22 protein-coding genes and 1 other annotated feature are annotated in these 20,377 nt (G+C 34.5%); of the genes, 20 read left to right on the top strand and 2 right to left on the bottom strand.

Features of this window, described 5'->3' with window-relative positions:
* Positions 1–62 precede the first annotated feature (62 nt).
* Positions 63–1,160 (bottom strand): chorismate synthase, encoded by a 1,098-nt coding sequence (aroC, locus tag F7O84_RS05900; RefSeq protein ID WP_151142948.1) that lies wholly within the window; start codon positions 1,158–1,160, stop codon positions 63–65.
* A gap of 298 nt (positions 1,161–1,458) precedes the next feature.
* On the opposite strand from aroC, the gene F7O84_RS05895 reads away from it, so the two are divergent.
* Positions 1,459–2,211 (top strand): GTP pyrophosphokinase, encoded by a 753-nt coding sequence (locus F7O84_RS05895; protein ID WP_151142946.1) that lies wholly within the window; start codon positions 1,459–1,461, stop codon positions 2,209–2,211.
* Positions 2,212–2,337: 126 nt separating this feature from the next.
* Positions 2,338–2,769, top strand: coding sequence for a MarR family winged helix-turn-helix transcriptional regulator (locus F7O84_RS05890; protein WP_151142944.1), 432 nt, complete (start codon positions 2,338–2,340; stop codon positions 2,767–2,769).
* Between the two features lie 111 nt (positions 2,770–2,880).
* Here the strand turns inward: F7O84_RS05890 and F7O84_RS05885 are convergent, their stop codons facing one another.
* Entirely contained in the window at positions 2,881–3,138 is a 258-nt protein-coding gene (locus F7O84_RS05885) for a hypothetical protein (protein WP_151142941.1), read from the bottom strand.
* Between the two features lie 156 nt (positions 3,139–3,294).
* On the opposite strand from F7O84_RS05885, the gene F7O84_RS05880 reads away from it, so the two are divergent.
* From F7O84_RS05880 to cobK, 18 genes are all read left to right on the top strand, one after another.
* Positions 3,295–3,921, top strand: coding sequence for a flavodoxin family protein (locus tag F7O84_RS05880; protein WP_151142939.1), 627 nt, complete (start codon positions 3,295–3,297; stop codon positions 3,919–3,921).
* Positions 3,922–4,017: 96 nt separating this feature from the next.
* Positions 4,018–5,229 carry a C40 family peptidase gene (locus tag F7O84_RS05875; protein WP_151142937.1) on the top strand — a complete coding sequence of 404 codons (1,212 nt, stop codon included), beginning with the start codon at positions 4,018–4,020 and terminating at the stop codon, positions 5,227–5,229.
* Positions 5,230–5,389: 160 nt separating this feature from the next.
* On the top strand, positions 5,390–5,554 hold the full coding sequence (locus F7O84_RS18940) for a hypothetical protein (protein WP_192451671.1): 165 nt from the start codon (positions 5,390–5,392) through the stop codon (positions 5,552–5,554).
* A gap of 80 nt (positions 5,555–5,634) precedes the next feature.
* The gene (locus tag F7O84_RS05870) at positions 5,635–6,396 is read left to right on the top strand and encodes a tRNA threonylcarbamoyladenosine dehydratase (protein ID WP_151142934.1); all 762 of its coding nucleotides are present in this window, start codon (positions 5,635–5,637) and stop codon (positions 6,394–6,396) included.
* Positions 6,397–6,503: 107 nt separating this feature from the next.
* Positions 6,504–6,769: a binding site (T-box leader), on the top strand.
* Between the two features lie 96 nt (positions 6,770–6,865).
* Positions 6,866–8,071, top strand: coding sequence for a tyrosine--tRNA ligase (gene tyrS, locus F7O84_RS05865; protein WP_151142932.1), 1,206 nt, complete (start codon positions 6,866–6,868; stop codon positions 8,069–8,071).
* Between the two features lie 235 nt (positions 8,072–8,306).
* Positions 8,307–8,438, top strand: coding sequence for a hypothetical protein (locus tag F7O84_RS19330; RefSeq protein WP_279237982.1), 132 nt, complete (start codon positions 8,307–8,309; stop codon positions 8,436–8,438).
* 251 nt (positions 8,439–8,689) lie between these two features.
* Positions 8,690–9,232 (top strand): beta-class carbonic anhydrase, encoded by a 543-nt coding sequence (locus F7O84_RS05860; RefSeq protein ID WP_151142930.1) that lies wholly within the window; start codon positions 8,690–8,692, stop codon positions 9,230–9,232.
* 400 nt (positions 9,233–9,632) lie between these two features.
* Positions 9,633–9,818: a hypothetical protein gene (locus tag F7O84_RS05855; RefSeq protein WP_151142928.1), complete on the top strand. Its 186-nt coding sequence runs from the start codon at positions 9,633–9,635 to the stop codon at positions 9,816–9,818.
* The gene (locus tag F7O84_RS05850) at positions 9,819–10,934 is read left to right on the top strand and encodes an RtcB family protein (protein WP_151142925.1); all 1,116 of its coding nucleotides are present in this window, start codon (positions 9,819–9,821) and stop codon (positions 10,932–10,934) included.
* A 99-nt stretch (positions 10,935–11,033) separates the two neighbouring features.
* On the top strand, positions 11,034–12,515 hold the full coding sequence (gene spoIVA, locus F7O84_RS05845; protein WP_151142923.1) for a stage IV sporulation protein A: 1,482 nt from the start codon (positions 11,034–11,036) through the stop codon (positions 12,513–12,515).
* A 178-nt stretch (positions 12,516–12,693) separates the two neighbouring features.
* Entirely contained in the window at positions 12,694–13,527 is an 834-nt protein-coding gene (locus F7O84_RS05840) for a purine-nucleoside phosphorylase (protein WP_151142921.1), read from the top strand.
* Between the two features lie 10 nt (positions 13,528–13,537).
* Positions 13,538–13,966 (top strand): cytidine deaminase, encoded by a 429-nt coding sequence (gene cdd, locus F7O84_RS05835; protein WP_151142919.1) that lies wholly within the window; start codon positions 13,538–13,540, stop codon positions 13,964–13,966.
* A 17-nt stretch (positions 13,967–13,983) separates the two neighbouring features.
* A complete protein-coding gene (cbiD, locus tag F7O84_RS05830) occupies positions 13,984–15,120 on the top strand; it encodes a cobalt-precorrin-5B (C(1))-methyltransferase CbiD (RefSeq protein ID WP_151142917.1) in 1,137 nt (378 codons plus the stop codon).
* A gap of 11 nt (positions 15,121–15,131) precedes the next feature.
* Positions 15,132–15,812, top strand: a complete 681-nt coding sequence (gene cobI, locus F7O84_RS05825; RefSeq protein WP_151142915.1) for a precorrin-2 C(20)-methyltransferase — start codon at positions 15,132–15,134, stop codon at positions 15,810–15,812.
* A 58-nt stretch (positions 15,813–15,870) separates the two neighbouring features.
* Positions 15,871–16,632, top strand: coding sequence for a precorrin-4 C(11)-methyltransferase (gene cobM, locus F7O84_RS05820; protein ID WP_151142912.1), 762 nt, complete (start codon positions 15,871–15,873; stop codon positions 16,630–16,632).
* A gap of 2 nt (positions 16,633–16,634) precedes the next feature.
* A complete protein-coding gene (locus F7O84_RS05815) occupies positions 16,635–17,693 on the top strand; it encodes a cobalt-precorrin 5A hydrolase (RefSeq protein WP_151142910.1) in 1,059 nt (352 codons plus the stop codon).
* A complete protein-coding gene (gene cobJ, locus F7O84_RS05810) occupies positions 17,686–18,417 on the top strand; it encodes a precorrin-3B C(17)-methyltransferase (RefSeq protein ID WP_151142907.1) in 732 nt (243 codons plus the stop codon). The genes F7O84_RS05815 and cobJ overlap by 8 nt, the downstream gene beginning before the upstream one ends.
* The gene (gene cobK, locus F7O84_RS05805; RefSeq protein ID WP_151142905.1) at positions 18,410–20,374 is read left to right on the top strand and encodes a precorrin-6A reductase; all 1,965 of its coding nucleotides are present in this window, start codon (positions 18,410–18,412) and stop codon (positions 20,372–20,374) included. Before cobJ ends, cobK begins: the two co-directional genes overlap by 8 nt.
* The last annotated feature ends 3 nt before the right edge of the window (positions 20,375–20,377 follow it).

The raw sequence follows: 20,377 nt of genomic DNA, 5'->3' as shown, positions 1-20,377 counted from the left end.
ATACCTATTATTGACATCAAAAAACTCCCTACCTCGTTGATGAGGATAAGGGAGCTTTTTGATTATGATATAAAAAAACGTTTAAGCTTATCCATATTAGAAGTCATGCTTACAAACATCATGTCAAGAATCGTGATTGCAACCATTGATTCAACCACAACAACAGCTCGAGGAACAATAACTGGATCGTGTCTACCCTTTATATTAACATCAATATTTTCACCAGCTTTATTAATGGTTGACTGTGTGGCAAATATAGATGGGGTTGGCTTAATGGAAGCGCGAATTAGAATATCACTTCCATCACTAATTCCACCAAGTATTCCACCAGAATGATTTGTAAGTTTCTTAATAGAACCTAAGTTATCATAGGAATACTGATCGTTATTCGTTAGCCCAGTTGCCATCGATACACTCGTTCCATCCCCTACTTCGAAGGCCTTGACAGCACCAATGGAAGTAACTGCTTTTGCAAGATTGGCATCTAGCTTTTCAAAAGCTGGCTCACCGATTCCAACTGGAAGGTTTGTGACAATACATTCGATTTTTCCACCAGCAGAATTGTGATTTAACATACATTCTTCAAGATAGGAAGATGCTTTTGCAGCAGTTGTCGCATCTGGCATATAAAGAGCATTATTCATGATTTCTTCCTTATCAAAGGAAGTGATTTCATATTCACCAATTGATTTTGTATAAGCATATACACTAACACCTAGTTGGGATAAGACTTTTGAAGCAATCGCCCCTGCGGCAACTCGCGCAATGGTTTCTCTGCCAGAAGAACGTCCTCCGCCTCTGTAGTCTCGAAAACCATATTTAACGTCATAGGTTAAGTCCGCATGTCCAGGACGATAATAATTTGCGATTTCACTATAATCACTCGAACGCTGTGTTTTATTAAATACAATCAATGAAATAGGAGTACCAGTTGTTTTACCTTCAAACACACCAGAAAGTATTTCCACTTCATCCTCCTCTTTACGTGGAGTAGAGTATTTGGATTGACCAGGTTTTCTTCTATTTAAAAAGGACTGAATATCTTCTTCACACAAATCAAGCCCTGCAGGGCATCCATCTACAACAACACCGATTCCTTTCCCATGAGATTCGCCCCAGGTAGAAATTCTAAATAAATTACCATATACTGAACCTGACATATTTTCCTCCGTCTGCCACTTTTTTGTAGCTTGTGTTTATTATTATCTGTTTCTAGTATAGTGATAGGATAAAATTTTTGCAACTGAAAATGTAGAAAAATCTTAAGAATCCTTAAAATTTGATAAATATCATGATTAATTCTTATAATGTTCACAATTTTATGATATGATACCAAGGTCAAAAGATTAAGTAATTCGCGCTTAAAAACATAACGATGAAACCCGTAAATATGAATTTATTATATATTAGTACAATTTAAAATTTCGAATTGAGTCATTGGGTAGAGGAGATAATTTTATGGAAGAATTAGAAGAAAATACAATAGGTACTGAACTTAGTGTGGTAAATACCGATGAATTAATTAAAAACTCTGAGATACTTATTAATCATACCCTTCAATTTCAAGAACTTATGATGATGTATGATTGTGCAATTAAAGAAGTAAAAACGAAATTAGAGGTTCTCAATGCAGAGTTATCTGTTCGATATAAAAGAAATCCGATTGAGTTTATTAGCTCACGTATCAAAAAACCTGCAAGTATAGCAAAAAAGCTCCAAACAAAAGGAAAAAGTATTCGTATTAGTGAAATTGAAGATACTTTATCTGATGTAGCAGGAGTGAGAGTGATTTGCTCTTTTATTGATGATATATATGAAATAGCTTCCATGCTAGTTAGGCAAGATGACATTACATTAGTTAAGCAAAAAGATTATATCAATGAGCCAAAGCCAAATGGATATCGAAGCTTACACTTGATAATTGAAATACCAGTATTTTTTTCTGATCAGAAAAAAATGATGAAGGTAGAAGTTCAAATTCGAACAATTGCCATGGATTTTTGGGCAAGCTTAGAGCATCAATTAAGATATAAGCATGTGATAAATGATGAAGAAATAATAAGCAAAGAATTAAAAGAATGTGCAGATGATATTGCTGCAACCGATATTCGCATGCTTAATATTAGAAATAAGATTCAAGAAAGTACAAATGATGAAAGTATATTAGATAAAATGAATAAGGTAGATTTATCAAGTTTTTATTCATTTTAAATGCAATGGATGAAAGGATAAAAAAGCAGTAGCCCTTTGCTATTTAATAAAATTTATTAAATGAATTGATTGCAATATAATTGTGTGATAAAATGTAAATAACATTTAATAACAAGGAGATAAATTATGAAGGAAGATATGCTAAGACTGGAGAATCAATTATGCTTTCCGCTATATGCTTGTGCAAAGGAAGTGGTAAAGCAGTATAAACCGTATTTAGATGAAATTGATCTTACGTATACACAATATATTACTATGATGGTTCTGTGGGATAAAAAATCCTTAAATGTAAAAACGCTTGGAAAATGTCTATATTTGGATTCGGGTACCCTTACTCCATTGTTAAAAAAACTTGAAAAACAAGGATATATTAAGCGAGAAAGATCAGTAGAAGATGAACGTAACCTAATCGTAACGATTACAAAAAAGGGTGAAGAGTTAAAGGAAAAGGCAAGTGATATACCGAACAAAATTGGGGCGTGTATGAAGTTACCAAAAGAAGATGCGAAGGTATTATATGATACGCTATATCGAATCTTAAACCAAATTGCAGATTAAAGCATGAGATAAGAATGAGATATGGATGGATATTTTTACATTATAATAAGGATAGATTGATTTCATTTCATTCTATCCTTATTACGGGTAATACATATATGATGCAATATCTTAGTCGAAGTTAATAAAGTAAGTTTTCCCCTCTAACGTTCTTATTGATAAAGAACCAAGGTTAAAATTATCGTCGTATATCGTTAGCGTATATTCAAAAATGTCATTATTATCATGCTTTGACATAAAGATATAACTTCCATTTTCTTTACCATCCACTTCATCACAGATTTCATTATAAATATCAAAACCACTAACCTCCAAAGGATAGCCGGATGCACGTATTAATTCTTCTATCATATTGTATATTTCGTCCATAAGAACCTCCTAATTTTGCTTTAACCATTCATAATTGTATCATAGATTTAATACAATGGAAACAATAATTATTTTCAAAAATAAATGTAAAGAAATATAAAATGGATTCGTATCTAGAATCAATTCATATCTAAAAATAGATAAGGAGGAGTAAGTATGAAGGTCTTATTAATTAACGGGAGTGCTAGAAAAGCAGGGTGTACTTATACTGCACTGGAAGAGGTTGCCTGTCAACTAAATAAAAATAACATCGATACAGAGATTTTTCAAATAGGAAACAAGCCAATCAGAGGTTGTATTGCATGTGGAAAGTGCTCCTCTAATCACAGCCGTTGCATATTTGAAGATGACAAAGTAAATGAAGCAATTTCTAAAATGGAGGAAGCAGATGGATTGGTAATTGGCTCACCAGTCTATTATGCATCTGCAAATGGCGCATTAATTGCATTGTTAGATCGTATGTTTTATGCAGGTAGAACATGCTTTGCATTTAAGCCAGGTGCTGCAGTGGTATCAGCAAGACGCGCAGGTACAACCGCAAGCCTTGATGAATTAAATAAATACTTTACAATCTCAAAAATGCCTGTAGTTTCGTCTCATTACTGGAATATGGTACATGGGAATACCCCAGACGAAGTGAGGAGGGATTTAGAAGGCCTACAGACAATGAGGGCGTTAGGTGACAATATGGCATGGCTTCTAAAATCAATTGAAGCTGGAAAAAAAGCAGGAATCACACTACCAGAAGCAGAGGTAAGACAAAGGACTAATTTTATTCGTTAAAAAATCAGTTCTTGTTGAATAAATTGTTTTGTCCATGTATAATAAACATATATGTCAAATTTTAATTTAAGATTGAGGGATAACTGAGGTAAACAGATGAAAAAACTTATAAGTACAGTAATTATGATGTGTTGTGTAGCAATACTATTTACAGATACAGTCAATGCGACTTCTTCTTCAGAAATAAAAAAACAGAAGGAACAAACCGAAAAAAAATTAAATTCTATTAAGAATAATATCGATAGCTTAGAAAAGAAGAAAGAGAATATGTCCGCACAGATTTCTGAAAAGAATAATCAGTTAGTGGACATTTTAGTTGTAATTCAAGTGCTTGAAGATGATATGGCAAACAAAGAAATTGAAATTGCCCAGGCTCAGGAAGACTATGATGAAGCAAAAGCAAAAGAAGAAGAGCAATACGAAGCTATGAAAAAACGTATCAAGTATATGTATGAAAATGGTAATACCATGTATATTGAAGCATTATTGGATGCGAATAGTTTATCTGACTTATTAAATAAGGCAGAATATGTAAACGAGATTTATAAGTATGACAGACAATTGCTAACAGATTTTCAAGAGACAAAGCAACAAGTAGCAGACTTGCAGGTAGAATTAGAACATCAAAAAGAGGAAATGGTTGCACTTGAGGCAGATTATAAGGAACAGCAGGCAAATCTGGAGGCAACGATTTCTAGTATGAAAGCGCAGGTGGCAGACTTTGAATCAGAGTTAACAAAAGCAAAGTCTCAGGCAAAATCTTATCAGGAAACAATTAATAAACAAGCAGAACAAATCAAGAAGCTTGCTGCCGAAGAAAAGAAAGCAGCAGAAGAAGCAGCTAAAAAGGCTGCAGAGGAACGAAACAAAAAGAATAGTACAAAATCTGCAAATGCAAGTTCGAAAGATACGCAGACAAATAGCGGATCGAATGAGCCTGCAACACCGCCTTCTTCATCAGGAAGTGGAACGGGGGCATCAATTGCCGCTTATGCATGTAAATTTGTGGGCAATCCTTATGTGTTAGGTGGAACATCACTAACAGAAGGAGCCGATTGTTCTGGTTTTACACAGTCTGTTTATGCCAATTTTGGTATTTCAATACCAAGAACATCTGGGGAACAAGCGTCTGGTGGAAGCTCTGTATCGTTTTCTGATATTCAGGCGGGCGATATTGTTTGCTATGCTGGACATGTTGCGATATACATTGGAAATGGACAAATTGTGCACGCAAGTACACCTGCAACTGGTATCAAATATGGTAATGTTACATATCGAACAATATTAAGCATCAGAAGATACTACTAAGAATCAGGTTTTAATAAGAATAGTTTAATTACATACAATAAGAATTAGCAGGATTACCAATTATAAAGTGCCAGCAAAGCTGGCACTTTATAATTGTAGGTATTGGAATGGATAGTAGAATTATCATGAATCGAATGTTTTATAAAGAAAGGTGATTAAAATGGCAAGATGTATTATTATAAATCAAGAAATTACAGAGGAGGAATGTAAAAGTATAAGCGAACAAGCTTACGAAGATAAACCTAAAATTCAAAAAAAAATAAAACGAATCATTAGTTGGAAGCTTATTTGTAAAGAATGTCCAAATCACAAGAAGCCAAGTTAGACTTAGACATTGACGTGTAAAATAACATGTTTTATACTAATGCATGAAATATATCAATTTAGTTAGAAAAGGAAAATAATATGTTGAATCAATTTTCAAGAACAGAACTTTTATTTGGAAAAGAAGCAATGGAGAAGCTTCAAAATGCCAGAGTAGCCGTATTTGGTATCGGTGGCGTTGGTGGTTATACAGTAGAGGCCTTGGCAAGAAGTGGAGTAGGAACTATAGATATAATAGATGATGATAAGGTTTGTTTGACCAATATTAACAGGCAATTAATCGCAACCAGAAAAACGGTTGGAAAATATAAAGTTGATGTGATGGAAGAAAGAATCCTTGAAATAAATCCAAAAGCAGTAGTTCACAAACATCAATGCTTTTTTTTGCCTGAAAATGTTGAACAATTTGCATTTGATCAATATGACTATATTGTAGATGCGGTAGATACCGTGACAGCAAAACTAGAATTAGTAATGCAAGCAAAAAAATATAACGTACCAATTATCAGTGCCATGGGAGCAGGTAATAAGATGGACCCGACCAGATTTGAAGTGACAGACATCTTTAAGACATCCGTGTGTCCATTGGCCAAGGTAATGCGTCGTGAACTTAAAAAGAGAAATGTAAAGAAGCTTAAGGTGGTATATTCGAAAGAAGAACCATTAAAACCTTTAGATGATATGGCATTAAGCTGTAAAAGCAATTGCATTTGTCCACCAGGTGCAGAGAGAAAGTGTACGGACAGAAGAGCAATCCCAGGAAGTAATGCTTTTGTTCCATCTGTTGTAGGATTAATTTGTGCAGGTGAAGTAATAAAGGACATAACATCTTGGCATGTGTAATTTTAAGATAGAAATAAAAGAAATAAAAAGCTAACTTGACAAATAAAAAGAAAACGAATATAATCCTTTATTAAGCGAGGTTAGTATGAAATACTAACAACAAGATAAGAAAAGCTGTGATAAGAAGAAGTAGTAGTAAAGATGCCATACAGAAAGTTACCGGTTGATGAGAGGTGCATAGCAGATTACTATGAATACATCTTTGAGCTTCACACCGAAAGACGTAAGTTTAGTAGGCTGTTGACGGATTCCCGCACACGTTATAGTGCTAGAGTATAACCCATAGTTAATAATGGAGTACTTGAAAAGGTAAGCAGTGTGAGCTGTTTATGAACTTAAGGTGGTAACACGAGATTAGACTCTCGTCCTTTGGATAAGGACGGGAGTTTTTTTATTTATAGAATCTATAAATAAAAAATTCCTGCTTTTTCTAAATCTTAACGCTTATGAAAAATAAGGAGAGATGAAAATGAAATCAGTAGAAGAACAATTAAAAATCATTACAAAAGGAGTAGAAACTCTCGTAAATGAAGAGGAATTAAGAAAGAAGCTTTGTTTGTCAAGAGAACAAAACAGACCACTTATCATTAAACTAGGTTTGGACCCAAGTGCACCAGATATTCATTTGGGCCATACAGTTGTATTAAGAAAAATCAGGCAAATGCAGGACTTAGGTCATCAAGCTGTAATTATCATCGGAGATTTTACCGGTAGAATAGGTGATCCGACTGGTAAGACAAAAGGAAGAACAGCATTAACCAAACAGCAAGTAAATGAAAATGCAATCACATATTGTGAACAAATATTTAAAGTTCTTCTCAAAGAAAGAACGAAAGTTACATTTAACAGTGAATGGTTAGCCAAATTAAATTTCGAAGAAATCATTGAGATAGCTTCCACAGTCACAGTAGCAAGAATCATGGAACGAGATGATTTTAATACAAGGTATAAGCAAAATATTCCAATTGGTCTACATGAATTTTTCTACCCACTGATGCAAGCATATGACTCAATTGCTGTAAAAGCAGACATAGAACTTGGGGGTACAGACCAAACCTTTAATATATTGATGGGACGCACATTGCAAAAGATAAAAGGAAAATCTCCTCAAATTGCCATGTTCATGCCAATATTAGAAGGAATAGATGGTAAAGAAAAAATGAGTAAAAGTCTGGGTAATTATATTGGAATTAATGAACCAGCAAATGTAATGTTTAAAAAAGTAATGGAAATACCAGACGCCTTGATTGTAAAGTATTACGAATTAGTGACAGATGAACATCCATCGTATATAGAAAAAATAAAGAAACAACTAGACGAAGGAATCAATCCAATGGACCTTAAAATTCAATTAGCCTTGATTATAACTGGTTTATACCATAATGAAGCGCAGACACAAAAAGCTTATGAATACTTTCAACAAGCATTTGTAAAAAAATCAACGCCTGATAACATACCAAAGCTTGTCATAGATTTAGAGAAAGATTTGCTGTCTGATATCATAGGTCTTTTGGTAAGAGATAATTTGGTATCAAGTAACAGTGAATTTAAGCGGTTAGTCAAACAAGGTGGTATCAGTATAAATAATGAAAAAATTACAGATTTAGATGTTGTACTTGTGTGCGGCGATGTCATACGGATAGGAAAGAAAAAGTTTGTGGAAATAGTGAAATAAAACAAAGAAAGTGGTAATAAAAGTACAATATTCATAAAAGATAATCGAGTTGTCATAAATAATCAGATTATAACAGAAAAAGATACTATGTTTTATACAAAAAAACTTGTTCTTGTTTGTATAATTTGGTATGATTAAATTAAGGTAAAAGGAAGCGGAAGGGCACCTAACGTGTCAAGCCTTGACATACATATAGAAAACGTTGTTGTTTTATATGGAAAAGGGGGCATGATACATGAATAAAATATATGAATTAATTATAGGTGCACTGATATCAAAACTAATTTGTTTTCTATGGGATAAAGTGGATAAACAAATTGAAAAAAAGATTAACGACCGTCTCTCTCGCAAAGTCAACGGTCGCTAATGAAATGGATAGAAGCCAATGAAACCTTCTATCGCTTAAAAAGTAACAGGCGCTAGGTGTAATGACTACCGCAACCTTTTACCTATTTAAATTATACCATGAGGCACATAATTTTACAATGAAAAAACACTACCCTATATTATATGCAATAAGGCTTAACATAGTACATAATTTTTCTTACAATCTTGCTATCGCATTTATTTTTCGTTATAATCATATTGAAACTCAAGGAATTATAACGGAGGAAAAACGTGATTAATGATATTTTAAAATATAATAAAGAGTTTGTAAATCAAAAAAAATATACAGAATTTAAAACAGGAAGTAAATATCCCAATAAAAAACTAGCCATTGTATCGTGTATGGATACGAGACTGACACAACTTCTTCCAGCTGCACTTGGAATGAAAAACGGAGATTGTAAGATTATTAAAAATGCAGGTGGAGTCATATCTCATCCATATGGAAGTGTGGTTCGAAGTTTATTGATTGCAATCCTTGAATTGGGTGTAGAAGAGATTATGGTGATAGGCCATACAGATTGTGGAGTTGGCTACATTGATGTTGATTGCTTGTTATCCAAGATGAAAAAAAGAAATATATCTCAAGAAAATATTGATATGATTCAGTTTGGAGGAATTGATTTTAAGCGATGGCTTGGAGGATTTGAGTCTGTCTACCAATCAGTTGAAGAGTCCATAAACTTGTTAAAAAAGCATCCACTCATTCCTAAAGATGTTACAATTAGGGGATTTGTAATAGATATTGAAACAGGTATGTTAGAAGAAGTCTAAGAAAATTAATACTTGAAGTAAAGGTAAGAGTGTGTTACTGTTAGAAGGTAACAAATTTGGAAAATTTTGAAAGGAGGAAATTATAATGAAATCATTGAATAAACAAAGTCTTAACAAAAAAGAATATAAGAATGGTAGATCTTTACACAATCATAAATGTAGCTGTTATTTTATTCAGGATAATAATTTCTATCCTTATTTTTTAGTAGAATAAAAGATAGGTACAATTATATATATGGTTGCAGTTAAGATTATCAACTGTCAGCATATATAAAACATATAGAGAAGAGCTGATAGAAGCTTACGAATAATTCGTATGTCTGTCAGCTCTTTTTATTGTATCGGAAAGGTCAAAGCACTTCGTTACAAAGGATGTACCATGCAAAGAGGAGGGTTAAATATGGCAAAAGATAGAGAAACGGTTTGCCTTTATTATGTTTCATTAGGAGTATGTAAAAAGCATAGAGAAGCAAGTCACAAAGGATATTGCCAAAAGTGTGATAAATATATTCCTAGAGTGAAAGAAAAACATATCAATCAAAAGAAACGAAAATTAGAAAAGATTAGAAAAGAGGAAATATATTAAATGTTAGTAATAGAAGGAAAAATGAATGTTGCAAAGGTATTTGCTTCAACGATAGAAGATGCGGCTAAGGAACAAATAAAACTTTTATGCGACCAAGAATTTACAAAAGATTTGCAGATAAGAATTATGCCAGATGTTCATGCTGGAGCTGGTTGCACCATAGGAACTACAATGACGTTGAAAGATAAAATTGTTCCAAATTTAGTTGGCGTTGATATAGGATGCGGAATGCATACAATTCAAATTAAAAATAAACATTTAGAACTAGAAAAAGTAGATAAGGTGATACATGAAAAAATTCCCGCAGGGTTTCGAATTCGAGAAGAAGAGCATAGATATAGTGAAGAGATTGACCTTACCAAACTTCGATGCTTAAAGGAGGGAAAAATTAATGTGTTACGGGCGGCTAAAAGCATTGGAACGTTAGGAGGAGGAAATCATTTCATAGAAGTAGCCAAAGATGCTGAAAATAAGCATTATGTTGTAGTACATTCTGGTAGTCGACACCTGGGACTTGAAGTCGCTGGTTTTTATCAGGAGGAAGCATATAGACAATTGGATGATAGTGAGAGACAAAGGATACCAAAAGCGTTAGCCTATGCAAAAGGTAAGCTCATGGAGGACTATGTCCATGATATGAAAATAGTACAAGAATTTGCAACCCTAAATCGAAGGGCAATGATGGATGAAATAATTAAAGGCTTAAAGCTTAAAGTAGAAGAAGAGTTTACTACCATTCATAATTATATTGACACGAAACAAAACATCTTACGAAAAGGTGCGGTATCAGCCAGGGAAGGTGAAAAACTTTTAATTCCGATTAACATGCGAGATGGTTCTTTAATATGTATTGGCAAAGGAAATATTGATTGGAACCAATCTGCCCCGCATGGCGCGGGTCGCTTAATGTCTCGTAAAGAAGCTAGGAATTCGTTTACCGTATCTGAATTTAAAAAGCAAATGAAAGATATTTATACTACATCTGTAAATGCAGAAACCTTAGATGAATGCCCTATGGCCTACAAAGATATAAAAGACATAGTTGAAAACATAAAAGATACTGCAAAAATAATTAAGATTATAAAACCAATTTATAATTTCAAAGCTGCAGAATAATAGAAAAAATATACTGCCCCTAAGCATAATCCCCTAACGGCAATGCATATACTATATCAGCACATTACGTTAGATTATTGCAAGGGGGTATTTTGATACATGGAACTAAATAAAGAGTTCAATCTATACAAAGATATACAAATGCGGACAGGAGGAGAAATATACATAGGAGTGGTAGGACCTGTTAGAACAGGAAAATCAACATTTATAAAAAGGTTTATGGATTTGATGGTTCTTCCAAGTATTGAAAATGAACATAGCAGACAACGGACACAGGATGAATTACCACAATCTGCAGCTGGAAAAACAATTATGACAACAGAACCAAAGTTCATTCCAAAAGAAGCGGCACATGTTCAGCTAGCAGAGGATGTTGGAGTGGATGTAAGGTTAATTGATTGTGTAGGTTATATGGTAGATGGAGCCACTGGTCATATTGAAGATAACGAAGAACGCATGGTAAAAACCCCTTGGTTTGATTATGAGATTCCATTTACACAAGCAGCAGAATTGGGTACAAAAAAGGTTATTAATGACCACTCCACAATTGGTATTGTTATAACCTGTGATGGATCTTTTAGTGAGATTCCAAGAGAAAACTATACGAAACCAGAAGAAAAAACGATAATGGAACTAAAAAAATTAGGAAAACCATTTTTGGTATTAGTAAATAGCCAGAGACCATATAGTGAAGAAGCACTTAGTTTGGCAAGAAGCATTAGTGAAAAATACAAGGTAACAGCTATTCCAGTGAATTGTGAGCAACTAAGAAAAGAAGATATAAATAAAATATTGGAAAACATTCTCTATGAATTTCCAATATCAGAGATTGAATTCTACATCCCTAAGTGGGTTGAAATGCTTCCAATGGATCATAAAATAAAATCAGACTTAGTCACAAAAATAAAAGAAATGATTCAATCCATTAAGATGATTAAAGACGCAAATAGTGAAAGTTTGCATATGGATAGTGAGTACATAAAAAGGTTAAAAATAGATGCAATTTCTATGGCTACAGGCGTTATTAAAGTAATGATTGAAATATTTGATAAATTTTACTATGAAATCATTAGTGAAATGACAGGTACTCAAATAGAGGGCGAATATCAAATGATTGCCATGCTAAAAGAGCTGGCTAAAATGAAGAAGGAATACGTAAAAGTATTAGGCGCAATTGAATCCGTTCGTCAAAAAGGATATGGTGTGGTAACACCAGAGCAAAGAGAAATTATATTGGAAGAGCCAGTATTGATTAAGCATGGAAATAAATATGGAGTAAAGATCAAAGCAGAAAGTCCTTCCATACATATGATTCGTGCAAACATAGAGACAGAAATCGCACCGATTGTTGGAAGCGAAGAGCAAGCCGATGATTTGATTAAGTTTCTTAAGAGCTCAAGTAACAGTGGCGAAGGAATCTGGAAGGCAAATATTTTTGGTAAATCAGTAGAGCAGTTAGTTGAGGATGGTATTCATTCTAAAATTGCTCAAATGTCTGACGACAGCCAAATTAAATTACAAGAAACGATGCAAAAAATTGTGAATGACAGTAATGGAGGACTTGTTTGTATTATCATATGATGGAACAATAAAAGGATAAGGAGTATCAAAGAATACATAAAACCAGAAATACCGTACATATTATGTGATAAATAATATCGAAAAAGGAAAAATTAGTTTTGCGTAATAGAAAAGTAAAATCCTATGTGCTATAATAAGATTGTCACTTTGTGGCAATCTTATTTTATGGAGGTATATGATGAACGAGCAATTTATAAAGTTACAAAAATGTTTTGAAAGTATAAAAGAAAAAATTGATTTTAAACCAAAGGTAGCCCTTATCCTTGGATCAGGATTAGGTGATTATGCAGAAACAATTAAAGTGGAGGCAACACTTGATTATCATGAAATAGAGGGCTTTCCTGTATCGACAGTTCCAGGACATAAGGGTAGGTTTATTTTTGGATATGTAGGAGAGGTTCCAGTTGTAATTATGCAAGGAAGAGTGCATTATTATGAAGGATATCCAATATCAGATGTTGTTCTTCCAGTAAGACTTATGAAATTAATGGGAGCAGAGGTGTTATTTTTAACAAACGCAGCAGGTGGCGTAAATTATGACTTCCATGCTGGAGATTTTATGCTTATTTCGGATCATATTTCCAATTTTGTTCCTTCCCCATTAATAGGTGAAAATATGGACGAGCTTGGAACTCGTTTTCCAGATATGAGTGATGTATATGATAAAGAACTAAGAGCGATTATTAAAGAAACAGCAAAAGAGCTAGATATCAAATTACAAGAGGGCGTTTACGTTCAACTTACTGGTCCTGCTTATGAATCACCAGCAGAGGTAAGAATGTGTAGAATTCTTGGAGGAGACGCAGTTGGAATGAGCACAGCTTGTGAGGCAGTTGCAGCAAATCATATGAGAATGAAGATTTGTGGAATTTCTTGTATTTCCAATTTAGCATGTGGAATGACAGATAATCCTCTCAATCACAAAGAGGTACAAGAAGTAGCGGATAAGGTAGCACCTTTATTTAAAAAGCTAGTAACTGAGTCAATTATTAACATTAGTAAGAGACTATAAGGAGATTTGAATGAATCCAAAAGAACTGATTAAGGAAGCGTTTTTGGCAAGAGAAAAATCGTATTCCCCTTACTCTAACTTTAGTGTAGGAGCTGCTTTGCTTGCATCAAATGGACAAATTTATCAAGGCTGTAATATTGAAAGTGCCTCCTATACGCCAACGAATTGTGCAGAAAGAACCGCTTTTTTTAAAGCGGTAAGCGAGGGAATTACCTCTTTTGAAGCAATTGCAATCGTGGGTGGAAAAAAAGAAGAGCCTGTTGATTTTTGCTCACCATGTGGTGTTTGCAGACAAGTTATGATGGAATTTTGTGACCCTAAGTCATTTAAAGTCATTCTGGCAAAATCAGAAGAAGAATACAAAGAATTTACTTTGGAAGAAATACTACCTCTTGGATTTGGTCCTAAAAATATGCAAGACAATAGTGCCATTGATTAAAGCAAGAAAGTGATTGTATGGAAAATATTTATACCTTTAAAAATAATAAAAAGTTAAGATATGGTTATACGACTGGTTCTTGTGCAGCAGCTGCTTCAAAAGCAGCTGCTATCATGCTTTTTCGAAAATGTGAAATTACAACAATATCTATTATGACTCCCAAAGGAATAAGACTTGACTTAGATGTACATGACATTCAAATAAAAGATAATTATGTAAGTTGTGCAATTCAAAAAGATAGTGGTGATGATCCCGATGTGACCAATGGTATCTTGGTATATGCAAAAGTATGTAAAATTGATACGCCTCAAATTATAATTGATGGGGGAATTGGAGTGGGAAGAGTTACAAAGCCTGGTTTAGAACAGCCAATTAACCACGCGGCAATTAATTCTGTTCCAAGACAAATGATTCACGACGAAGTGTATGAGGTATGCAATGAATTTGAGTATGTAAAAGGAATAAGAGTTGAGATTAGCATTCCAAAAGGAATAGAAATAGCAAAGCGTACTTTTAACCCAAGGCTTGGAATTGAAGGTGGGATTTCCATACTTGGTACGAGTGGTATTGTAGAGCCAATGAGCGAAGTAGCGTTAATCGAAAGCATCAAAATTGAGATGAGAATGAGAAAAGCGAATGGGCATCGTCATATGCTAGTGACCTTAGGTAACTATGGTGAGAACTTTACGAGTAAGGAATTTCGCATTGATATTAGCAAGGGAGTCAAATGTAGTAATTTTATCGGGGAAACCATTGACTATGCAGTAGAGATAGGTTTAGAGAGTCTTTTATTTATTGGTCACATAGGTAAACTAATCAAGGTCGCTGGTGGAATTATGAATACACATTCCAAGAATGCAGATGCAAGAATGGAGATTATGGCGGCAGCAGCAATCAAGTCAGGTGCATCGATAGATGCAGCAAAGCGTATATTGGATTGCATTACCACAGATGAAGCCATACAAGTATTAGTAGAGGAAGACATAAAGCATGCATCCATGCAAGAGATTGCAAATAAAACAAAATATTATATGACGAAACGCTCGTATGAGAATCTGGAGATAGGAGTTGTTCTATTCTCGAATGAATTTGGATTGTTGGCACAGACAGACAATGCAAACAAATTATTGTCTTACATGGATGTTTTAGAGTGAAAGGAAGAAACATGGCAGGAATTTTATATGGAGTTGGAGTAGGACCAGGTGATCCAGAGCTTTTGACTTTAAAAGCAGTAAATGTAATAAAAAACAGCGATATCATACTGGTACCAGGAGATGTGGTAGAAAACAGTGTTGCTTACAAAATAGCAACTGGTGCACTAGATTTGCAGGATAAAAAGCTTGTAGCCATATCAATGCCAATGACAAAGGATAAAACTGTTTTAGAAAAAGCGCACGATGAAGCTGCAAAATGTATTATGGAGTATTTAAATGACAATATGCAAGTGGCATTTTTAACGTTGGGGGATCCTTGCATATATTCAACATACATTTATGTACATAAGAGAATTCTTGCAAAAGGTTATACTGCTAAAATAATTAGTGGTATTCCCTCTTTTTGTGCGGCGGCAGCCCTGGTAAATGATAGTCTTGTAGAAAAATCAGAGCCGCTTCATATATTACCAGCCTCTTATGATATAGAAGAGGCACTTAAACTTTCAGGCACAAAAGTTTTAATGAAATCAGGTAAGAAAATGGCAAATGTAAAGAAAGAATTAAAAGAGCATGATTATAACGTTGTAATGATAGAAAATTGCGGCATGGAACAAGAAAAGGTATATTATGGAGCCGAAAATATAGATGAAAATGCAGGATATTATTCATTAATCATAGCAAAAGACAGATAGGACGAAAAGTGATTGTAAGCTTTTTATCCTTTTCTATAAAAGAAGCAGGAGGTGAAGTATGGTACATTTTGTTGGAGCAGGAAGCGGTGCAGTTGATTTAATAACGGTTCGTGGTTTGAATTTACTTAAAAATGCAGATGTCATCATTTATGCAGGATCATTGGTAAATAAGGAGTTATTAAACTATAAAAAGGATGACTGTGTAACATATGATAGTGCAACGATGACCTTAGAACAGGTGATTGACGTAATAAAGGAAACAGAAAAAAAGAATCAAACAACAGTCAGACTTCATACAGGTGATCCCTCCATATATGGTGCGATTCGTGAACAGATGGATGAACTGGATAGACTATTCATCTCATATCAGTATTGCCCAGGTGTAAGCTCTTTTTGTGGAGCGGCATCTGCTTTGAATTTGGAATATACATTACCAGATGTATCGCAAACTGTAATTTTAACTAGAATGGCAGGAAGAACGCCTGTGCCAGAGAAGGAAAGCATCGAAAAGTTAGCAGCTCATCAGGCGACTATGGTTATTTTCCTTAGTACTGGTATGTTAAAAGAGTTAACCAATCGTTTACTTTTGGGAGGCTATAAAGAGGATACACCAGCCGCTATTGTTTACAAAGCGACCTGGCCAGATGAAAAAAAATTTGTATGTACAGTAAAAACGCTAGAGCAAACAGCAAGAGAAAATGACATCAAACAAACAGCGCTCATTATTGTGGGAGATGTACTAAACTGTGACTATAGAAGGTCTGATTTGTATCATCCAGATTTTGAAACCCAGTTTCGTAAAGCAAGAGGAAACGTGTAAGTATGAAATTAGCGATTATTTCTTTTACCAGTGCAGGTAGTCTTCTAAATTGTAAAATAAAAAAGTTGCTTGCTAATATCCATCATTGCACCTGTTATTATAAAGGTAAGACAATGCAAAAAGAAGAGCTTACCGTAGTAACACAAAGTCTACAGGAATGGTGTGAAACTATGTTTTCAAGCGTAGATGGAATTCTTTTTATTGGAGCCACGGGCATTGCAGTAAGAACAATTGCACCATTTGTAAAAGATAAGACGAAAGATCCTTTGGTTTTAGTAATTGATGAAAAAGCGAATTTTGTAATTTCATTACTATCAGGACATGTTGGTGGTGGAAATGAACTTGCTTTGACATTAAGTGAATTACTGTGCGCAACTCCTGTTATCACTACTGCTACAGATATCAATGAGAAATTTGCAGTTGATGTGTTTGCTAAAAAACAGAATTTACATATAACAGACTGGAAAAGGGCAAAGGAGATTTCAGCCTCTATTTTAGAAGGAAAAAAGATTGGACTTTTGTCAAATCTTCCAATAGAAGGAAAAATACCAGACGAATTAGTTTTGGTGCAAGAGAAAAAAGAGGATGTAATAGAAGAGGGAATTTGCATTTCACTAAATGAAAATGAGAAACCATTTCGCAGTACTTTAAATCTTGTACCCAAAACGGTTATCATTGGGATTGGTTGTAAAAAAGATACTTCACCTAAGAGGTTGGAGTCTTTTTTGTTACGTACTTTAGAAAAGCAAAGCATTTGCCTTTCTGCTATAAAGTGTGTTGCAAGTATAGATTTAAAGGCAAAAGAAGACTGTATTTTGGCATTTGTGAATAAATATAAGATACCATTTGTCACTTATTCTGCAAAGGAACTATTAGAGGTGGAAGGAGAGTTTCAGGAATCGGCATTTGTGAAACAAATTACAGGTGTTGGGAATGTATGCGAACGAGCAGCGATCAAAAGCTGCAAAAGTGGTATTTTGTTGTTAGATAAACAAGCGCATGAGGGAATGACCCTCGCATTTGCAAGAGAAAAAGAAATGGGGGGAATTCGATTTGAGTAAACTATATGTAGTAGGAATTGGACCAGGCGAATATGAACAGATGACAATGGAGGCTTACAACGTATTAAAGAATTGTGATGTTATCATTGGCTATACGGTATATGTAGATCTTGTAAGAGATCATTTTCCAGAAAAGGAGTTTCTAACAACGCCTATGACTAAAGAAGTAGAGCGATGCGAACTTGCATTTGAAAAAGCGTTACAGGGTAATACAACGGCTATGATATGCAGTGGAGATGCTGGAGTATATGGTATGTCTGGCTTGATATTAGAAATTGGACAAAAGTATCAGCAAGTGGAGGTCGTGGTGGTAAGTGGAGTAACCGCGGCTATTTCAGGAGCGAGTGTACTGGGTGCACCTTTGATTCATGATTTTGCTGTCATTAGCCTAAGTGATTTACTAACTCCAATGGAAAAGATAGAAAAAAGGCTTGAATGTGCGGCTATGGCAGACTTTGTAATATGTTTGTATAACCCATCAAGTAAGAAAAGGCATGATTATCTAAAAAAGGCGTGTGACATTATATTACGCTATGCGTCTAAAGATACGGTGTGTGGTTATGTTAAAAATATTGGTAGAGCCGGGGAAGAATCTACCATTCTAACCTTGGAAGAATTAAAAGAGTGTGAGGTTGACATGTTTACTACCATTTTTATCGGCAATTCACAGACAAAAGAAATGAATGGTAAAATGGTAACACCAAGAGGATATAAAAATGTGTAAGGTAATTATTTTTGCAGGGACAACAGAAGGAAGAGAACTTGCTAAATACTTGGGAAGAAAAAAAATAGCCACTTTAGTTTGCACAGCCACTGAATACGGTGAAAGTTTGATTGAAAGGTCGCAGTACGTAGAGGTATCTGCGAAACGATTGACAAAAGAAGAAATGAACCTGCTTTTTTTTGATAAGAATCCAGAATTTGTTGTTGATGCAACACATCCCTATGCAACGGTCGTATCTAGCTATGTAAAGGAAGTGTGTGAAGCACTTAATCTTTCCTATCTTCGCTTAGTAAGAGAGGAATCAGTTGGTTATGAGCAAAAGCCAGATATGGTATATGTAAATTCAGTGAAAGAAGCTTGTAACTATTTGGAAACAACGACAGGTAATATTTTTGTAACGACAGGCAGCAAGGAACTAGAGGAATACACCAAGCTTACAAATTATAAAGAAAGAGTTTACGCCCGTGTGCTATCAAGCAAAGAAGCAATGAATCAAGTTATGGAGCTTGGCTTTGAGGGAAAAAATTTAGTTTGCATGCAAGGGCCTTTTAGTGAAGAATTAAATTTCTTAATGTTTCAGGAAAGCAATGCCAAGTATTTGGTTACAAAGGAAGCAGGAAAAAATGGAGGCTTCTTAGAAAAAATTAATGCCGCACTTAGGCTTTCTATGACACCAATCGTGATAGGAAGGCCAAAAGAAGAAAGTGGGTATTCTTATATAGAAGTAATAAATCTTTTAAATAAGAAATTTCAGATAGAAAAGGATAAAAGAAAGATTCATGTAGTTGGAATTGGTATAGGAACCAAGAAACACATGACCTTAGAAGCGATAGAAGCCATTGAACAAGCAGATATTATTTTTGGTGCAAAGAGGATGCTAGGAGCAGTAAATCAATATCACAAACCAATGATGCAGCTTTATAAAAAGAGAGATATCCATCAATTTTTAAAAGAGCATGACAAGTACCAAAATATTACTGTATTGGTTTCAGGAGATGTTGGGTTCTACAGTACAGCAAAAGAGTTTCAAGAATACTTTAAAGAAGATCAAGTTACCTATGTTGCAGGGCTATCCTCCTTGGCGTATTTTTGCGCGCGAATCGGAAAGTCATGGGAGGATGTATCTACCATTAGTAATCACGGACAAAAGGTGAATACGGTTGAGTATGTTCGTAGAAATTCAAAAGTATTTTCTTTATTAGGTGGTAAGAACAATGCTTCAACCATTTTGCATGAATTGTTGGAATGTGGGTTTCATGAACTTTCCATATGGATTGGAGAAAACTTAGGTTATGAGACAGAAAAAATTACATTTGGAAGCCCAGAACAATTATTGACAAAAGATTATGTATCCCTTTGCGTCATGTATATTGAGAATATAAACGCAAAGGAAGATAGAGATCGAATTAAGGATGAGACATTTATTCGTGGGAATGTGCCAATGACAAAAGAAGAAATTCGAACCGTATCCATTGCTAAGCTAGAATTACAAACCGATTCTATTCTTTATGATATTGGTGCAGGAACGGGTTCAGTCTCGATTCAGGCTGCAAAGAGAGCTTATAAAGGATATGTTTACGCAATTGAGAAGAACCCAGAAGGCATTTTATTGATGAAGGAGAATAAAAGAAAATTTCAAGTTTCCAATATGGAAATAGTAGAGGGAACAGCTCCTGACATACTTAATGAGTTACCAAGACCAACACATGCTTTTATCGGTGGGAGTAGTGGGGCATTAAAAGAAATTATTCAAATATTGTTAAAGAAGAATGATACAATAAAAATTGTAATCAATGCAATTACGATTGAAACCATTGCAGAAGCGATTTCTGTAATTAAGGATGTTGGAATCACAAATTATGAGATGATACAGCTACAAAGTGCGAGAGCAAAAACAGCAGGAAATTATCATATGATGTTAGGTCAAAACCCAGTAACCATTATAGTAATCGGTTAAAAT

It is taken from the genome of Candidatus Galacturonatibacter soehngenii (assembly GCF_008830185.1).
Taxonomy (GTDB): domain Bacteria; phylum Bacillota; class Clostridia; order Lachnospirales; family Lachnospiraceae; genus Lachnotalea; species Lachnotalea soehngenii.
Note: the sequence above shows the minus strand (reverse complement) of the source record. Positions and strands in the feature narration are given on the sequence as shown.